The organism is Xenorhabdus beddingii, assembly GCF_002127545.1.
In the GTDB taxonomy this organism is placed as follows: domain Bacteria; phylum Pseudomonadota; class Gammaproteobacteria; order Enterobacterales; family Enterobacteriaceae; genus Xenorhabdus; species Xenorhabdus beddingii.
The window spans coordinates 1-16,676 of sequence record NZ_MUBK01000023.1; the positions used below are offsets into that span (position 1 = coordinate 1).

Annotated in this window: 16 protein-coding genes and 2 pseudogenes; 9 read left to right on the plus strand and 9 right to left on the minus strand. The window is 41.8% G+C overall.

Features of this window, described 5'->3' with window-relative positions:
- From Xbed_RS13400 to Xbed_RS13435, 8 genes are all read left to right on the plus strand, one after another.
- The coding region (locus tag Xbed_RS13400) for an IS1 family transposase (protein WP_244182494.1) at nucleotides 1-190 on the plus strand (190 nt) is incomplete at its 5' end.
- Between the two features lie 655 nt (nucleotides 191-845).
- Nucleotides 846-923 carry an NAD(P)H-dependent oxidoreductase gene (locus Xbed_RS20715; protein WP_086113474.1) on the plus strand — a complete coding sequence of 26 codons (78 nt, stop codon included), beginning with the start codon at nucleotides 846-848 and terminating at the stop codon, nucleotides 921-923.
- Between the two features lie 438 nt (nucleotides 924-1,361).
- Nucleotides 1,362-1,526 (plus strand): hypothetical protein, encoded by a 165-nt coding sequence (locus tag Xbed_RS19745; RefSeq protein ID WP_167371911.1) that lies wholly within the window; start codon nucleotides 1,362-1,364, stop codon nucleotides 1,524-1,526.
- A gap of 29 nt (nucleotides 1,527-1,555) precedes the next feature.
- Complete coding sequence (locus Xbed_RS20720) at nucleotides 1,556-1,774, plus strand: DUF2867 domain-containing protein (protein WP_422641361.1); 219 nt, start codon at nucleotides 1,556-1,558, stop codon at nucleotides 1,772-1,774.
- A 171-nt stretch (nucleotides 1,775-1,945) separates the two neighbouring features.
- Entirely contained in the window at nucleotides 1,946-3,112 is a 1,167-nt protein-coding gene (locus Xbed_RS13420) for an AfsA-related hotdog domain-containing protein (protein ID WP_086113418.1), read from the plus strand.
- A 46-nt stretch (nucleotides 3,113-3,158) separates the two neighbouring features.
- A complete protein-coding gene (locus Xbed_RS13425) occupies nucleotides 3,159-4,316 on the plus strand; it encodes an oxidoreductase (RefSeq protein ID WP_086113419.1) in 1,158 nt (385 codons plus the stop codon).
- A gap of 6 nt (nucleotides 4,317-4,322) precedes the next feature.
- Nucleotides 4,323-5,093 (plus strand): SDR family NAD(P)-dependent oxidoreductase, encoded by a 771-nt coding sequence (locus Xbed_RS13430; protein ID WP_086113420.1) that lies wholly within the window; start codon nucleotides 4,323-4,325, stop codon nucleotides 5,091-5,093.
- Nucleotides 5,077-5,856, plus strand: a complete 780-nt coding sequence (locus tag Xbed_RS13435; RefSeq protein WP_167371912.1) for an SDR family oxidoreductase — start codon at nucleotides 5,077-5,079, stop codon at nucleotides 5,854-5,856. The genes Xbed_RS13430 and Xbed_RS13435 overlap by 17 nt, the downstream gene beginning before the upstream one ends.
- 67 nt (nucleotides 5,857-5,923) lie before the next feature.
- Here the strand turns inward: Xbed_RS13435 and Xbed_RS13440 are convergent, their stop codons facing one another.
- Entirely contained in the window at nucleotides 5,924-6,808 is an 885-nt protein-coding gene (locus tag Xbed_RS13440; RefSeq protein ID WP_086113422.1) for an IS982 family transposase, read from the minus strand.
- Between the two features lie 120 nt (nucleotides 6,809-6,928).
- On the opposite strand from Xbed_RS13440, the pseudogene Xbed_RS13445 reads away from it, so the two are divergent.
- Nucleotides 6,929-7,591 (plus strand): annotated as a pseudogene (locus tag Xbed_RS13445) (IS1595 family transposase).
- Between the two features lie 76 nt (nucleotides 7,592-7,667).
- On the opposite strand, the gene Xbed_RS19750 reads toward Xbed_RS13445, so the two are convergent.
- The 8 genes and pseudogenes from Xbed_RS19750 to Xbed_RS13480 form a co-directional block, all read right to left on the minus strand.
- Nucleotides 7,668-7,817, minus strand: a complete 150-nt coding sequence (locus tag Xbed_RS19750; protein WP_208612246.1) for a hypothetical protein — start codon at nucleotides 7,815-7,817, stop codon at nucleotides 7,668-7,670.
- A gap of 1 nt (nucleotide 7,818) precedes the next feature.
- A pseudogene (locus Xbed_RS13450) lies at nucleotides 7,819-8,994 on the minus strand (IS701 family transposase).
- A 173-nt stretch (nucleotides 8,995-9,167) separates the two neighbouring features.
- Nucleotides 9,168-9,911: an SDR family NAD(P)-dependent oxidoreductase gene (locus Xbed_RS13455; RefSeq protein WP_086113423.1), complete on the minus strand. Its 744-nt coding sequence runs from the start codon at nucleotides 9,909-9,911 to the stop codon at nucleotides 9,168-9,170.
- Nucleotides 9,912-9,924: 13 nt separating this feature from the next.
- On the minus strand, nucleotides 9,925-10,689 hold the full coding sequence (locus Xbed_RS13460) for an SDR family NAD(P)-dependent oxidoreductase (RefSeq protein ID WP_086113424.1): 765 nt from the start codon (nucleotides 10,687-10,689) through the stop codon (nucleotides 9,925-9,927).
- Nucleotides 10,686-13,529 carry an aminotransferase class III-fold pyridoxal phosphate-dependent enzyme gene (locus Xbed_RS13465; RefSeq protein ID WP_086113425.1) on the minus strand — a complete coding sequence of 948 codons (2,844 nt, stop codon included), beginning with the start codon at nucleotides 13,527-13,529 and terminating at the stop codon, nucleotides 10,686-10,688. The genes Xbed_RS13460 and Xbed_RS13465 overlap by 4 nt, the downstream gene beginning before the upstream one ends.
- 15 nt (nucleotides 13,530-13,544) lie before the next feature.
- Entirely contained in the window at nucleotides 13,545-14,309 is a 765-nt protein-coding gene (locus Xbed_RS13470) for a hypothetical protein (RefSeq protein ID WP_086113426.1), read from the minus strand.
- A complete protein-coding gene (locus Xbed_RS13475) occupies nucleotides 14,299-15,588 on the minus strand; it encodes a beta-ketoacyl-[acyl-carrier-protein] synthase family protein (protein ID WP_086113427.1) in 1,290 nt (429 codons plus the stop codon). Before Xbed_RS13475 ends, Xbed_RS13470 begins: the two co-directional genes overlap by 11 nt.
- Nucleotides 15,588-16,673 carry a beta-ketoacyl synthase N-terminal-like domain-containing protein gene (locus Xbed_RS13480; protein WP_086113428.1) on the minus strand — a complete coding sequence of 362 codons (1,086 nt, stop codon included), beginning with the start codon at nucleotides 16,671-16,673 and terminating at the stop codon, nucleotides 15,588-15,590. The genes Xbed_RS13475 and Xbed_RS13480 overlap by 1 nt, the downstream gene beginning before the upstream one ends.
- Nucleotides 16,674-16,676 lie beyond the last annotated feature (3 nt).

Genomic DNA, 16,676 nt, shown 5'->3' on the forward strand with positions numbered 1-16,676 from the left:
AGTCGAGCCAGAAAAGCATTTGGTGGGAAAAATTTTGACCCAACGTATCGAGCGGCATAATCTCAATTTGCGTATCCATATCAAACGGCTGGCAAGAAGGACAATTTGTAACTCACGCTCGATAGAAATTCATGAAAAACTTATTGGGACATATATCGAAAAACATCATTATAACGCTTTGGAGTCATGACCAAAAAATCAAGTATCTTCAATGATGATTGGTATATCTGGTTATCACATTTATTTATTTTCCCACATGGTTAATATGTTATTGATTAACATTTTCGATATTTCATATAAAATATAATGATAATTACATTTAGCAATATTTTCACATTTCTTGTATATTTTTTATTATTAATCCCCATTGACAAAGTTGATTGTTTGGAATAAATTCACGTTAAGCCCTAACATTTATGAACCATATTTAACTTGAGAGTCAGGTGATATTTATCATTCAATAGTTTACCTGAACTATTGTTGTCTTATCTGGGATAAATATAGTTATCTTGTGTGACAGACATTCAATGTGATTATTGCCTTTTCGTAATTGAAGCATCTCAACATCACTACCATGCTCGCTCGATAGGTTTTTATTTTTGAAATTTTGTTACCCACCATTAATATTTCAAGAAATTATAATTTAGGTGAAACATGAAAATACTATCTATTATCGGACATCCTAATTTAAATAATTCCCATTTAAGCATGGAATTTGGGAAACAACTTAAAAAAACTGACACCACAGTTAATTTATTGGAAAAACAACACATAATTTATACTTTCAACGTAAAAGAAGAGCAGAATAAGTTAATTAACCATGATAGAATTGTATTTACTTTCCAATGTTCTGGTGTTCAATTCCAGCATTGATGAAGAAATGGATTGATGATTTTTTTTCTACCCGGATTTGCATACGCTAGGGGTGAAAATAAACTATAAAATAAAGAAGTTCAAATAGTGACTACTATAGGAGCACCGGAAGAAGGCTATCGTTCTGGTGGCTTTAATAACTACACTATAGATGAACTTCTCAAACCCATACAGCAAACTATATTAAAGCAAAATATTTACCACCTATTGTAATATATGTGGCAGTGTTTCTTCCAGAAAAATCTATCCAGAAAATGGTTTCTGATGTATGCTATAAAATTTAAAGTAAACAGGGCAGCCCTGACTCAATATATGAAAAATTACTTTTAAAAGAAGAAAATGAAAAGATAAATCTAATTTCTGACACCAATTAGTTTATTGTTAATTTTCACATAAAATAACATTGTGGCAGAATATGTATTATCGTGACAAATTTGATTTTTTACTCTTAGATAAATTAGATTATTATAGTCAGCAAAAGGATTTTTTTGGAAAAAATAACTGCTCTTGATTTTTATAAAGAAATGACAAAGGAAATGTCATTATGGTTACGCCTTTCTTTTATTGTAAGAGATAAGGTTTCAACTTTTTTCGGTGTAAAAAAATCCATGGTTTTTCTGGTGAAAATTTCAAAGAAACACTTAACTTTGTAAACTATATTGATTTTTTTAAGATTGTATGCATTAGTGATGATGAAATGTGCCTCTTATCGGAGGATATACACCTGACTGTTTTACTATCTCTCAATATTTTTCCAAATGAAAATTATGGAAGAGAAGGGATAACTGTGACAGTATCTGTTATAAATCATAATTTTTTTGGGAAAATGTATATGATACCAGTATTTCTCACTCACGATAGAATCGTAAAAGGTATGCTATCTAGAATGGAATCCCCGTGAAAATGGTAATTATTTATAATCGCTATTTTTTTAATTACTACCGACATTTCTCAGAAATATCTGTAGTGCATTATTCTTTAAGCTAATGATTAAATATGAATATTTTTGAAACCTCTCTACTTTTATGAGTGTCTGATTTAAAATAATCAATGACAATGAGGAACTTTATCAATGAAACAGTTAGCTATCACACCATATATCCTCCACAAGGATCATGAAGATGATGTTTTCTTAATGAGATTTGAGTCTGTTCTGCCCGCTTACATTACGGAGGATGTTATTATTGAGTTTATGAAATTAGCCAATGAAGATGAAGTCAGTGATTTTCTTTCTATTTACAAGAAAAATAATTCATTTTATGTTTTAAAAGATGTCCCTTTTTGTTTACCTAAAAATTCCATTAAATACTCAATGAAAAATACAAAAATCAATTTATCTGATTTTTATATCCTTGAAGATGAAACATGGATTTTAAAACAAAAATATTTACCAAGATTTTTCCGTGAATATCTAAGAGCGTTTATTTGCAATGGAGAATTTTCAATTAATAATGAATTAATCGACAGAGTTAGTTTGTCATTGTCAAGATATGGTAAGATTCCTGTGAGTAGAACTAATAGCTATATCATTAAAAATGACACTGAGCATTATTTTTTTTATCGTAAAGAACATGAACATGTTCCAGGATTAATGCTGATTGAAATGGCCCGCCAAGCGATGTATCACCATTTCTATAGTTATTCAGGATACTCAAGAGGAAGTGTTAGTATTAGTATATCGTCTCTTAGTGTTGATTTTTTCGCCTTTACAGAATCGTCATATGAACTCGAAGTTATTGTTTCTACAGCTTCTGATATTGCATATAACTGTCCACGGCATGTAGATATGATAGCATCATTTTATCAAAATGGGAAATCAGTTGCATGTGTGAATTTAAAAGGTAATGTATTCAAATTAAATGTTTTTAAACGAGTAAGAACTATTAATTTTCCAGAGGGACATTGGTTTAAGTTATTTTCCAGATCTAATAAATTAGTCATGTTAATGGATAATGCAGCAAATATTAATATCGTAATTATTGATGCAATTTCGATTTCAGGTGTTCGGTTAAACAGCCACAACATTATTACTAATAATAAAAAATGGGTTGTTATACAATCAAATGAAAGAGATATTTTAAAATTACCAATCGGTGAAATAAAAATTGACGAATTAAATAACATTATAATTATAAATTTCGCCTCACTAGATCGTCATCAGGAATATGAATTAAGTGAATTTATAAAAATAAATTGTTATTTTTTGTGTGATATACATCCAAGTAAAAAAATATCTTGAAAATAATGCATTCTCATATTTATTATGTTAAAAATTAGGAGGAATAATGGAGCATAACTTAAAAAAAACCTTATCTCCATTTCACTTGAATGAGGAAATAATTCTCAAGAATCGCCTATATTTCTCAGCAATGGGGATAGATATTTCTTATAATGATGGACGGGCTTCACCCGAGTTTATACAATTCTATAAAAATATTATTAATGGCGGATGTGGAATGGTGATTCTAGGTAATGCTTCAATACATCCATCGACACGATTACAACAACGTGGTTTATGTTTGCATAATGATGCTCATGCTGAAGCATTATATCCGCTAATAAGCTATGGACGTAAAAATTGTTGTGAGGTGGTTGTTCAATTACAACACTATGGAACTCAGGGTAGTAGTGAATATACTAATACCCCTCTGCTATCACCCAGCGATTCGATTGACTCACGAAGAAAAGAAAAAAAGGGCGATTATGGAATTAGGGTAATGACTCTTGATGATATTATCAAAGTACGTCACCAATTTGTCGAAGCTGCAAAAAGGGCCCATCTGGCTGGAGCTCGAATAGTTCAACTCCAAGCCTCAAATGGATATCTTCTTAGTAGCTTTTTATCTCCATATACAAACCATCGATTAGACGAATATGGAGGAAATCCTTTCCGTAGAATGAAATTATTAATTGATGTGATTAGTGATATTAAGCAAGCTTTACCAAATTTAAAGGTTTCCATTCGCTTGGGTATTGACGATTGCCTCGGAGAAAGAGGACAAAAACCAGAACTACTTGCTCCTTGTTTGGATATGTTATACTCACTAGGAGTGGCATTCATAGAATGCTCTATGTCAATAAAAGAAACATTTAGTTGGATGCTGAATTCAACATGTGAATCTAAAAGGCTTTTTCATAGAGGGATTAAGACAATTCGTTCTGCGACATGTCTGCCTTTAGGATTTGCGGGATTTATTCCAGATCTCAATGATGCAGAGCAACTCATGTGCGAATTGAACGTTGAATTGGTTGGTATGACTCGTGCAATTTTTGCGGATAATGAGCTAATTTTAAAGTCAATAACAGGAAGAGAGGGTGAAATTTACAAGTGTCACTTCGATGGAAATTGTTTCCGTGACAAGAGTAATCCCAGTATAGATAGGGTGTATTGCTGTGTTAACCCCAGATACCAGCGTCCAAAAAACATAGTTTATCAGAGGTAAATGAAAATGTTTTCTAATAAAAAATGTCTGATTATTGGTGCCTCAAGTGGTTTGGGGATAGAATGTGCCAATCTTTTGGCAGAACTTAACGTAGAACTCATATTGACTGGGCGAGATAAAGACCGAGGAAATGAAGTAGCAAGAAACATTGGTAAATCAGCAAAATTTTATCAATGTGATATAACAAAACCTGAGCAAATTGATTTTTTATTCGAAAATATCAAAAGTAATTACGGATGTTTGCATTATGCTATTAATAATGCGGGAGTAACAGCCCCTCGAAAGCCAATCATAGATATTGATTTTCTATCTTGGTCTCAAGTAATAAATACTAATTTAAATGGTGTTCTTCAATGTATTAAGAATGAGCTCCGTTTAATCCGGACAATACCGGGTGGAGCTATAGTAAATGTATCGTCATGTGCAGGTGTTTTAGCAATACCTGATCAGGCGTCTTATTGTGTTAGTAAATCAGCACTTAATATGCTGACAAAAATAGCAGCTATAGAGAACGCTCAAGATAATAATAACGGCTATGCAGTGCGTATAAATGCTGTTGCCCCTGGGCCTATATTAGGTGGAATGAATAGTATTGAAAGATTAAAGTCTAATCCTGAAAATACCAAGAGAAAAATAGAAGTAACAGCAATGAAGCGTATGGCTAGGCCTAATGAAATAGCAAGAGCGATTATTTTCTTGTTAAGTACTGGTGCTAGTTATATGACAGGTAGCATTGTAGACGTAGATGGAGGATATAGTAGTGGAAAATATTCATGAAAAAGAATGTGTCATCATTACTGGTGTTAGCAGCGGAATAGGAGAAGCATTAGCAAAAATATTTCTTATAAATGGTTTTATAGTTTGTGGCGTCGCAAGAAGAATCCCAGGATTTTGGGTTAATCACCCTAATATGCATTTTTTTCAATTGGATCTTACGAACTTAGATGAGATTCAAAAAATATTCTTGATGTTCAAAAATATTATCCATGGAATGAAATTTAAGTATTTATTCTTAAATGCTGGTAAGTTTGGTTCTTCCCCAAAAAAATCAGTAGATATCTCAGTACACGAACTTATCGATACCTATAAACTCAATGTAGTATCAGTTAAAGCTACGATAGATACATGTATTAAGTTAAGTATGATTCCTGAATATGCTGTAGCATCAGCATCTATCTCTGGTCTAAGGCCACGAGCAGGAATGTTAGCGTATGCATCTTCTAAGGCTGCTCTTAATAATTTGATAAAGATATACCAACTTGAGCATAAAAATATAAAATTCATATCGTTAGGCCTATGCAATGTTCGCTCTGGTATTATGGATGCTATAGATAAATACAACGATGATCCTTATCAATTCCCTGAATTATATGCTCTTTTACAAAGAGCAAAAGATCCAGGCTATGTTGTTTCTCCAGAACAGCGTGCAATGGATATAAAACAACTTTTAGATAGAATTGAATATCTTGGTTTAGAGTTCGGAGAATTTTATGAAATTCGTGATTTAATATTAAAACTTGGAGAAAAACCGGATAAATAAACATTAAAAACGGAAGATTTATACCATCAAATTTGTGATAAAACATTTGGGGCTGTCCTAGATAACCTCAGCTTCGTTTAAGAATAGCGATATCATTATCTCGTAAATTCAAGCTCGGTTTTTTAGGTTGGAATGTATAAGCAATGAGGCCTGCGGCAATTTCCAACAGAAAACCGAGCTGACTGTGATGTCTTGAGTGTTCTATCTGAGATATATTTTTGAGCTGATCAATGACCGTTTCTATCAAAGATCGTCTCCTTAACATCAACCTATCCCAGAGTGATAACGCTTTGGCTTTCATGTTGCTACGGACATTAGTGATTAACGTAACACCTTCTGCTTCCAACTCATCACATAAAGCCTGTGATAAATACCCTTTATCGCCATATAAACATCCCGTTAACCCTTTTGCCAATGCCTTGACAGGGTGACGATCATCCTTGTTTCCTGCAGTTAATTTCACGGCCAAAAGTTCACCACAATCATTGATAACCAGATGAAGTTTAAACCCATAAAACCAGCCCGTACGGGTTTTTCCTCGTTGTGCCATTCCTTCAAATACTCGATGACGGGGAATGCGAAGGTTATGACATACGGAAATTTTGGTGGGATCAATAAAAGCGACCCCTTGGGTTGTCGCCTTACGTGAAGAAAGAAAAGCACATAAAGGAATAAGTGCTCTTTTCTTCAGGGTAAGCATGCGGGTATAGCTGACTAATCCGGGAAAATCGGCGGTAAGATATTGTCTTACATGTTCAATATAAAACGTTTTAAAATCACGATAATGGCTCATATGGAATAAAATAAGGATCATCATAACTTCGCTGAAAGAAAGGGAAGCTTCGCGATTCCGTTGACGTAATCCATTTTCAATGAGCTGTTGATGCCAGAGAGGGATAAATTTTTGGCAAAAGTCATCGACGCAGCAGTAAAGTTCTTCTAAATTAGACATGCCTGAGGATCTCCACGATTTTGTTTTCTTTAGCAAAAACTTTGATCGTGCCTCAGGCACTTTAGTTCTCTTCTTAAGCGAAGCTCAGATTAGATAAGTAATTTGATCTAGGATATCCAAATGAGAAAAAGTCGGATTAGCCAATACAAGCAAAAACATCTTCAGGAACTCTTTGTGGCAGAGGCTACAGCTCGCACTGCCGCAGCAGAGTTAGTGGGTGTCAACAAACGGCGTCAGCTTACTATTTTCACCGCCTCAGAGTCCTTATCGCTGATTACGTCGATGAACACTCCATGTTTGAGGGTGAGGTCGAGATAGACGAAAGTTATTTTGGGGGTAAATGTAAGGGAAAACGCGGGCGAGGTTGAGGTTTAGCCGGAAAAATCCCGGTTTTTTGGCTTCTCAAGCGAGGTGGTAAGGTCTACACTCGCCTAATACCAAACGCTAAATCCGATCCTTAATGCCGATAACCACGGCGAAAATTAAGCCTGACAGCCTGGTCTACACAGACAATTTTGCCAGCTATGATGTGTTGGATGTGTCCAATTTTAAACACTATCGAATCAACCATAGCACAGAGTTGGTAGACGCTAAAAATGGTCAAAATCATATCAATGGGATAGAGAATTTTTGGAACCAAACCAAACGTCATATGCGTCAATTTAATGGCATACCAAAGGAACATTTTGAGCTCTTTCTCAAGGAATGTGAGTGGAGATTTAACACACCGGGTGTAAAAGACCAATTACATATTTAAAACAAATAGTTAATGGAAAAATATAATCATTATCTAGGACAGCCCCAGACATTTTATATGGTTTTGAAAATATTTTTTGAAAACCATTAACTTATCTTAGTACTACAGCCGTAATTGCTCTGTAAGCCGATGATCTCCCCTGCGACGATAGTGACATTGTTGTGCCCGGTATTGATGCCGTCGTCGCCAGTCTGACCAATGTAAAATCTGCTCCAGTGTCTCTCCCGCTTTTTCCATCAGTTTTGACAACAAGTTACGGAGTTCCGCTACACTGAGAGGAACCCGGCCGGCTGGTGTTTTTTTTCTCCTGTACCCGCAGAACAGCCAAGACTGCATGAGCCAACAGTGACAAGGTAATATGCCGATACCAACTTTGCCATCGCCGCACTTCGTCATGATCCAGCCCACATTCCCCTTTCGTTTCCTCAAAACCACTCTCAATTTCCCAACGGCAACCCGCAACCTGAACCAGCGCATTGAGTTCCGCCTGCTCTCTCAGGGCATACACCACATAGTAAACCCGCTCCTGTCTGTTATCCCGGCTGCGCCGAACCAACAGATAATGACCATAACGCCGGTCCTCTTCATTTATCTGTAAACGCCATAACGGCACTAAAGCCCAGTCGTACCAACGCTCACCTTTTGTGCCCACACCCGCTGATCGGGTTTTCCAGTCAACAGCGGTCAGGACATTGGCAATACTGTCGGCACTGACATACTCTTGCCTTTGCCACCATAATGGTGTATTGCAGGGAATGGCTAACACAAAAGGCGGGTATCGGGATTCCAGCCAGACCCTCAAACGATGGTCACGGCCATAAACTTCATACGCCGTCACCCAGCGGCAGGGAACGCCCGCATCCAATGTCCGTTCCAACATCTCTGTCTGGCTAACCGGGGTTTCGTTGCAAAAGTGACGCTGGCGGGGATACCTGCGGCTTCACAGCGGGGAGAGGCATTGGTCCATTGGCGGGGCAGGTATAAGGTCCGGTCAATAAAGGCATGCCCTCCGTGGCTGACGTAACAAAGAAATACGCCTATCTGGCTCTTTTCTATGCGTCCTGCCGTACCACTATATTGGCGCTGTACACCGGCAGAATGGCTTCCCTTTTTGATAAATCCGGTCTCATTAATGATGAGGACACCTTGCTCATCGCCCAAATTCTCAGTCATATAATCCCGCAGGATATCACGGGCTGCATCGATATCCCAATCGGCCTGCTCCAGTAAATACTGAATGCCATCGGGTGTATGTTCCCCCATCCATCCATTCAACCAGTTGCCAGCTATTCTTACGTTCAACATCACTGAGCAAGCCCCGGAGATAGGCGAGACTGCGTTGTTGCGGGCCGGTATGGTGAAACAAGGGAGCCAGACGGGCATGTAATGTCAGCAGTTCTTGTTCCCAAATTTTGGCGGGTGATAGCATGTGGCACCGCCCTTTATTTTGAGAAAGAGAAGAAAGTCATCATGACACAATATGGGCTACGGCTGTAGTATTAGCATCAATATAAAAATAAATCGACGCAATAAGCAGTGGATTCATCTAAATGAACCGCTCAATAGCATTTATTGAATACAGAATAAAATACCGGATGCCATTTATGCCCCGCCTCTTTCTCCGCCATCAATGGTCAGCCCTTGGGCGGTGATCATCGCCGCCTCAGGAGAAATAAAAAACATGACCGTATTAGCAACATCTTCCGGACTGACTAAACGTCCTAACGGAATTCTTTTTTCTGTCCGCCTGAGTAAAGCTAATGCTGAGCATCCAATTAATTTTGCCTGTGGTTCCAATCCCTTAACCAGCATAGGCGTGTTGACCCAGGCCGGTAATACCGCATTGACGGTAATTTGTCTCTCTGCCAGATCCAGCGCCAGTGATTTGGTTAACCCAAGCAACGCATGTTTTGAGGTGCAATAAGCCGTATTCCGTTTTGTTCCCATGCGGCCAAGAATGGATGAAATGATGACGACTCTCCCACCAGAAAGGATATCCGGCACAACATGCGATAATAAGCGCTGGGTGGCAGACAAATTGGTTGCCAATACCGCATCCCAAATCGCGTTCTGGTCAATATCATTATCATCCGCTCGACCATGACTAATCACAATGCCCTGTAATTGGCACTCTTTAACCAAAGGTATTAATGCATTAATCATGGTTTTTTCATCAACCATATCAAGCTGAAATGGCCGAATATATTCCGGTGATTGTTCTGCCAATCTATTTAGCCCATCTTGGTTAATATCAATGGCAATAACATGATATCCTGCCGCAACCAGTTTTTGGCATACAGCAAATCCAATACCACTGGCTGCACCCGTAACAATATAGGTTAACATGACTTTTCCTTAATTAACTTAATGCGATACCACCATTGACGTTAATAATTTCCCCCGTCATATAGTTATTTTCGATTAGAAAACATATCGCACTGGTAATTTCACTGACATGACCCACTCGTTTGAGTAAGACTTTATTATTGATGATATCTTTATTGACCTTTAATAAAGATTCCGTCATTTCAGTCTGAATAATCCCGGGTGCCACAGCATTGACCCGGATCTTTTTCGCTGCTACTTCAACGGCCAGCGCCCGTGTCAATGACTCTATACCGCCCTTAGTGGCGGCATAGATTGACTGGCCTTTATTGGGTCTGCTGGCTGAAATCGACGAGATATTGATAATATGACCACTGCGCTGCGGTATCATCACTTTCAACACTTCACGGCTACACAGGATATAGCTCAATAAATTGTTGTTGATCAGCAGCTCAATATCTTTGGTGTCCATGACGGCCAATAGTCCATCTCTCGTGATCCCCACGTTATTGACCAGAAGATCAATACGGCCAAATGCCTCGCTGACCGTATTCATAAAGGTGCTGACATCATCTGCCTTGGCAAGATCCACCTTGACAGGCAGTATGTCCGGGTAATCATGCGTGACTTGGGCAATAAAATCGGCGGTTTGAGGCGTTTCGTTGCGATAACAAAAAGCGACCCGATACCCCTTCTCCAGCAGTTTCAAAACGATCGCCCGGCCGATCCCTTTGCTTCCCCCCGTCACAATCGCGCATTTTTTTAAGTCGTCTGAGATTGACCCGATATTCTCACTCATAAACTGGCATTCTCTTTGATATCAGACAGGGTGAAGTTGTGTTTTCTGGCGATCGCCATAATGTCGAGCACTTGGTCAGTCGAGATATTTCCGTATGAGAAATTGCCCTTGTATTGTTCCAGTGCCAACAAAATGGTCTCTGCCATGCAGGCATAAACCTGCCCTTCTTTCAGATAGGCCCTGACTCGCGGATCGACACTGTCATTCTGTGGCGTCTGGACAATCCCTCCCCGCAGGATTTTGATATCCGGCCGACTCAGCAAATCTTCATCAGAAAGGTTATGCGGCACGGAAATATCACAGACAACCGCCCTTGGTTTGATTTTTTCGACCGATATAAACGCCTCTGACGCATTCGCGGCACACACAATGGCATCACAGTTTTCAATATCCGCAATATTCTGGGAGGTATGGATAAAGGTTTGGTCAGGATAGTGCTGAGTTAAATAGTGATCTATCGCTTCACCGATATGGGTTTTATCGATCAAACCATCATCCGGGAACGCAGAAAGACAATCCACCACGCTTTTTGCCAGCCCACCCACCACAGGCTGGCGGTTCACGATGAATTGTTCATAGATATTCTGATAAATATGGTATTTCACCGCATTCAGTTTTTTCAGTGAACCGTGGTTACTGCTGCCTATCAGCACCAGTTCCTGAAATTGTGGCCCCAAGATCCCGGCATAAACGCTGCCGATATTTCCGGCTCCACCCACAACCGCAATCCGCATCTTGGTCATATCCTGACCCATCATGCTTCTTTGCAGCGCTTCAATACTAATCCCCACGGTAAACGCATTGCCGGTTGTCACGCTGATCGGACTGTTTTTTAAGGACTTGCCATTATTGGTGATGATTGAGGTAAACATCCCCAGCCCAACCGCGCTATTACCCTCCGCGACCGCCTGAGTGACACGACTATCAATTTCATGCCGCAGGCGCCCCAAATCATTGTTGGCCAATGCCGCTTTGATCATTTTTGAGGTCACGGTAAGCGGATAAAGCGTGAATTCCACTGATTGGCCGTTGCCCGAACGGATCCGTGCTGCCTTGAACGGTTTTGTCGCCAGATTAAAGGTCGAGTTTTCAACAAACAATTCCAGTTCTTCATCGCTAAAGAGACTGAATGAAGGATCAATTTCCCTGAGTCCGCTAGCAGAAATCAGATGGTTGATAAACGCCACCTTATAATCCACCAAGCCCTCATCCGGTAGATATTTTTCCTGACGGCGATAATCCGCAGGAATCGATTGATCCATTCTTCCCAGCATAGGCGCAACAATAAAACCCGCGTTGGCATGACGGATCGCAAGACAAACGTTGGCTAGCGCCTCCACAAACCGGATAATTTGCGGAAGTTCTAAAAATACGGAAGGTTCCACGCGGACCACATTCGCTGCACTGCCTGAAGGTGCAATGCGAATACGGCTGCCACACAACAAATGACCACTGATCACATAGCCCAGGCTGCCTTGTACGGCGATATTCTGCAAAATGTAGGAGTCTGAATGGCTGACATCGTGGAACTCCATCCCCCAAATCAACCCTTTGCCGCGAATATCCCGGATAACATCAGGATAGCGTTCTTTCAATGCATTGAGACGGGTTCTGAACTCTTCTCCCAGTCGGGTCACTTGCTTAAGGAGCTTACGCTGTTCGGCATACAGCAGATTGATATAATCCAATGCCACCCGACAGGAGAAATCATCTTCACCAAATGTTGAACTTTGGATGACATCAAACCCAGGGGTAAAACTTTCCTGACGGATTGCCACCACCCCGATTTTGACGTAACCGCCCCCCAATGCCTTAGAAAGCACAAAATAGTCAGCCTGAATCCCCGCATCACCGGAGGCGACCAGAAATCCGCATCGTCCCGAACCGGCCTGCACTTCATCAGCAATAACCGGGCAACCCACGATCTGTTTTAACTGGTTAATGTCCCTGACCTGCTCTGCACTGAGCGGATACACGCCACCTTCCCCCTGAACCGGCTCTACCATCAATGCCGTCACGATCCTGAACGTTTTTTTCGTCAGGATAAACTGACCCTTTTTTTCCTTCGGTAACCACAGCCAGCTATTGAGGATGTCATTCGCTTTTTCGCCCATCCCAGCAAACTCCGCCAGTTTTTCAGCGGAGAGGAAGAGCGTATTAATTTCCAGTCTTTTCAGATAGTGGCGGTACATGACGCCATGCGTACAGTTCGCGGTAACCATCATCTTGCCGTGGAAAGCATGCTCAAGGGCAAGAAATGTCGGCTTGGTATCCAGCCGGGCTTGATTGAATGCCGCCAGAGCCTCTTTAATCTCTGCAACCGATGCGTCTTTTCCCAGTTGCAATTGTTCATACTGCTCATCGGTCAGGACAATTTCGCTCTCACTCCCGATTTTGGCCGTCGCGGCCACAACCTCTTGCTCTAACGCCGAAAGCTGCGCATGACGGGTGAATTCCGCACTTTTCAGGGCCACTTCCATCGATTCTGCACCCGTGCTGGCAAAACAGAACACAAAATCGCCTTGGGTTCCCGTTTCTTCCTTCAATAACTCATTCAGTCTTTCCGCCAATACTGCCGCCGGCTTTCTAATGGAAAACTGGTTATGAACCGGGGTTTCTTCATCAAGGTAACGTTTAATTTTTTCTCTGATCACGGGCGAATTATGGCCCAGTAATGTCGCACCGTATCCTCCCAGAAGATCCAGAACCGGAATTTCTTCCCCGTTCTCATCCTTATAATAAAGAAAATTACCCGCAGCCCGATGATAAGTTCTGTTTAAACCCAGCGAGATCAATGCACGGGTAAGCTGAGGCTTACAAAATGTAGCGTAACTTTCCATTGTGAACCCTTATTGTTAATGAAAACTTTCAATCAATGCCCGGGAGGTCATACGCTCTGTTATATCCTTGATAAAATGGATAGTTTCAGCAGAGTAATTTCCTTCACGATACAGGCGACACAAAGAAGCAATATCGACACTCGAATCATTTTTCTGTCTCTGTTCTTCATCACTTGTCAGAATGAAAGTGACACCAAACTCGACAAACGTTTTAGCAACGTCGGATTGTTGAGGTTCACGGGCAAGAGTGCCCATACCGGAAGCCACCACCAGCGCATAGTCAATGGCACCGCTACTGAGCGATAATTCAGCTTCATTGAAAGCTGATAACAACCCGATGTTTCCACGGAGAAAAGAAGCGCAATCCCCTTGCAGCCCCAATTCCAGAGAAAGTACACCCAACAGGTTATTACTGAGCGTGAGTGTAATGATGAAAGGATTTATCTGTTCTGATGCCCAGATAGTCTGATACATCTCATTTTCATCCTTAACGCCTTTTTGCCCTGCTTCTGCCAGCAGTTCTGCCGGCATGGGATGCAGATAGCCATATTGAGTGGCATACAAGCCAAATTTTATGGTCGGATCATCCATGTTCAGCCCGGATAACCGTAATGCTCTTCGGGTTGAGATAAGACCTTTTTCAGTTCCCATAGCGTAAAAGCGTCTGAGCTTTTTGTTCTTAATCAGTTCACGGCCATCATTCCCCGGGTTCAGGCGATTAAATTCGGGATGATCACTGATCATGTCATAACCAATGAGCTTAATTTCCTTACTTTTCATCATATCCCCCGATGACCAAACACGAATTAATCCCCCCGAAGCCAAATGAGTTTGTTATCGCGTTTTGTACGGGAACCGCGCGTCCGTGTTGTGGGACATAATCCAGATCACAGAGTGGGTCCGGTGTTTCAAGATTAATGGTGGGAGGAATGAACTGATTTTTCACGGTCAGAACCGTTGCTACTGCCTCAATAGCCCCTGCCGCCGCTATCCAATGACCCAGCATGGATTTGGTGGATGAAACCAGAGGGGGCTGAGAACCAAAAACACGCTTGATGACGGCCGTTTCCAACTCATCATTCAGGGGAGTGGATGTACCGTGGGCATTCACATAATCGATCTGTTCAGGATGTAATCCACTCTCTTTGATCGCCTGCCTGATGGCATTTTCTGCGCCAGCGCCATCGGGATGTGGAGCGGTCAGTTTATAGGCATCGAGGGAAGCGCCGTAGCCTTTAATCTCCGCATAGATTTTGGCTCCCCTGCGCAACGCACTTTCTTCACTTTCAAGCACCAGAAAAGCCCCCCCTTCACCTGCAACCAATCCACTGCGGTTTTTATCAAAGGGGCGGCAAAGCCTGTCACCCCATTTTTCCGTTACAGCCGTAGCCCCCAATAGCTTCAATCCAATCAGGGTATGCAGGCTGATAACGGAATCCGCCCCCCCTGCCAGCATGATAGAAGCCTCTTGCCTTTTGATCGATTGACACGCCAGCCCAATTGCATGGGTTCCCCCCGCACAAGCGGCATTCACATTCATCACGGGGCCTGATAAGGAAAACCGACGGCCAATTTCTGTCACCATGCCATCATTGCCGCACCTTAAGCCAGAATAGGGACTCAGATGATGGCGTAACCCAAACAGGGTTTGCATCGTTTGCTGACTATCGCCATTTCCATCACGCTTACGCCACTGGTGCCGGTCATCTTCAGAGAGTTCAGAAACACCGCTGCATCCATAAATTCCCATGGGATTACCCGCCAATGGCAAGGGATTCAGCCCGGCATCTTCCAGCGCTTTAGCCGCTGCAATCATCCCCATCACGCCACGTTTATCAGTCATACCCGCTTGCGGTAGATAGGCCGCGTTCTCAGCAAGTAGCGCATCAAAATCAATCCGGGCAGCATACTTCACCGGCAGAGTGCCATTATCCTCAAATTCCAGTGGCTTAATGGCTGATTCCCCTGCACAAAGTCTCTGCCAGAAAATGTCAAGATGGGTACCGAAAGCACTGACAATACCCATACCCGTGACAACCACACGACGATGAGAAGTCATCACAATTCCTCCCCCTTGGTCATCCCCATCCGCAGCAAAATAGCAATGCACTGATTTTCCAGACCCTGTACCAGTACCAATACCAAACGGTGCGGTTGCTGACAGGTCAGGTTTAGATTGACGTTATCGATACCTATGCCTTTTTTCTCCATTTCAATAGCCAAATTCACCGCAATGAAAGGTGCCGCAGCCCCGGTATATCCCATGGCTTTATCGAGATTAAACTGCAATGCCCTGGGGAAAGCGTCATAGGCCAGCGTGGTGAAGTTATCTTCCGTTTTCCCGACCTGGATGATTTGATCCGGAGGTAAACCCCATGCGCTGATTTCTGCCATAAAATGGGCATATTGGTGACTATCCCGGCATGTCATGCGATAAACATGAGCTATCTCACTTTCTGCCTGCCGGCTATCACCATGCAAGGCAATAAAAGCAGCCGCTTCTGCAGGTAGCCACGGCATATCTTTCATTAAGCGCTCATAGGCCAGGTAATACCACGGTGAAATTTTTTGGCCATTCCCCCCACAGAGTGCGAACTGACTGCGTTTTTCCCTGAGGCTGTAATACCCCTCCAGCAGGGCTTGGCCTCCCGAATCAACATGAGGAGAAAAAAAGACATTATCGCCACGAATATTCAGATGCTGTGACAATTGGCTGGCAGTAGAGGTATTTAACAGCGCCAGTCCCATCAGTGGAGGGGTTTCTACCAACGCCCTGGAAACATAACTTTCCTCATCCTGCGCATCAGAAGCGATGAGATAAGCGTTATTATCCGCATCACTCGTCCCTAATCCGATAAACAACCCGCGTTGTTCCGGGGAAAAATCCTCCCCGATGCTGTTTTCCCAGGTCTTAATGCCGGTATAGAGTATCCACTGGCTCTGTGCATGTATTGACCGCCGGATCATCTTATCCATGGGGGGCATAACAAAATCCCCCTCTTCAATGAACCGTTCTCCGGTGATATTGGGGAAAAACCGTGCACTATCTGACCGGCGGGCTTTTTTTATCGTGCCATGAATAATGTTATCCATATTCAGGCTATCGGGAAGCAGACTGACTCCCCCGGTAATATAAATCCCCATGAT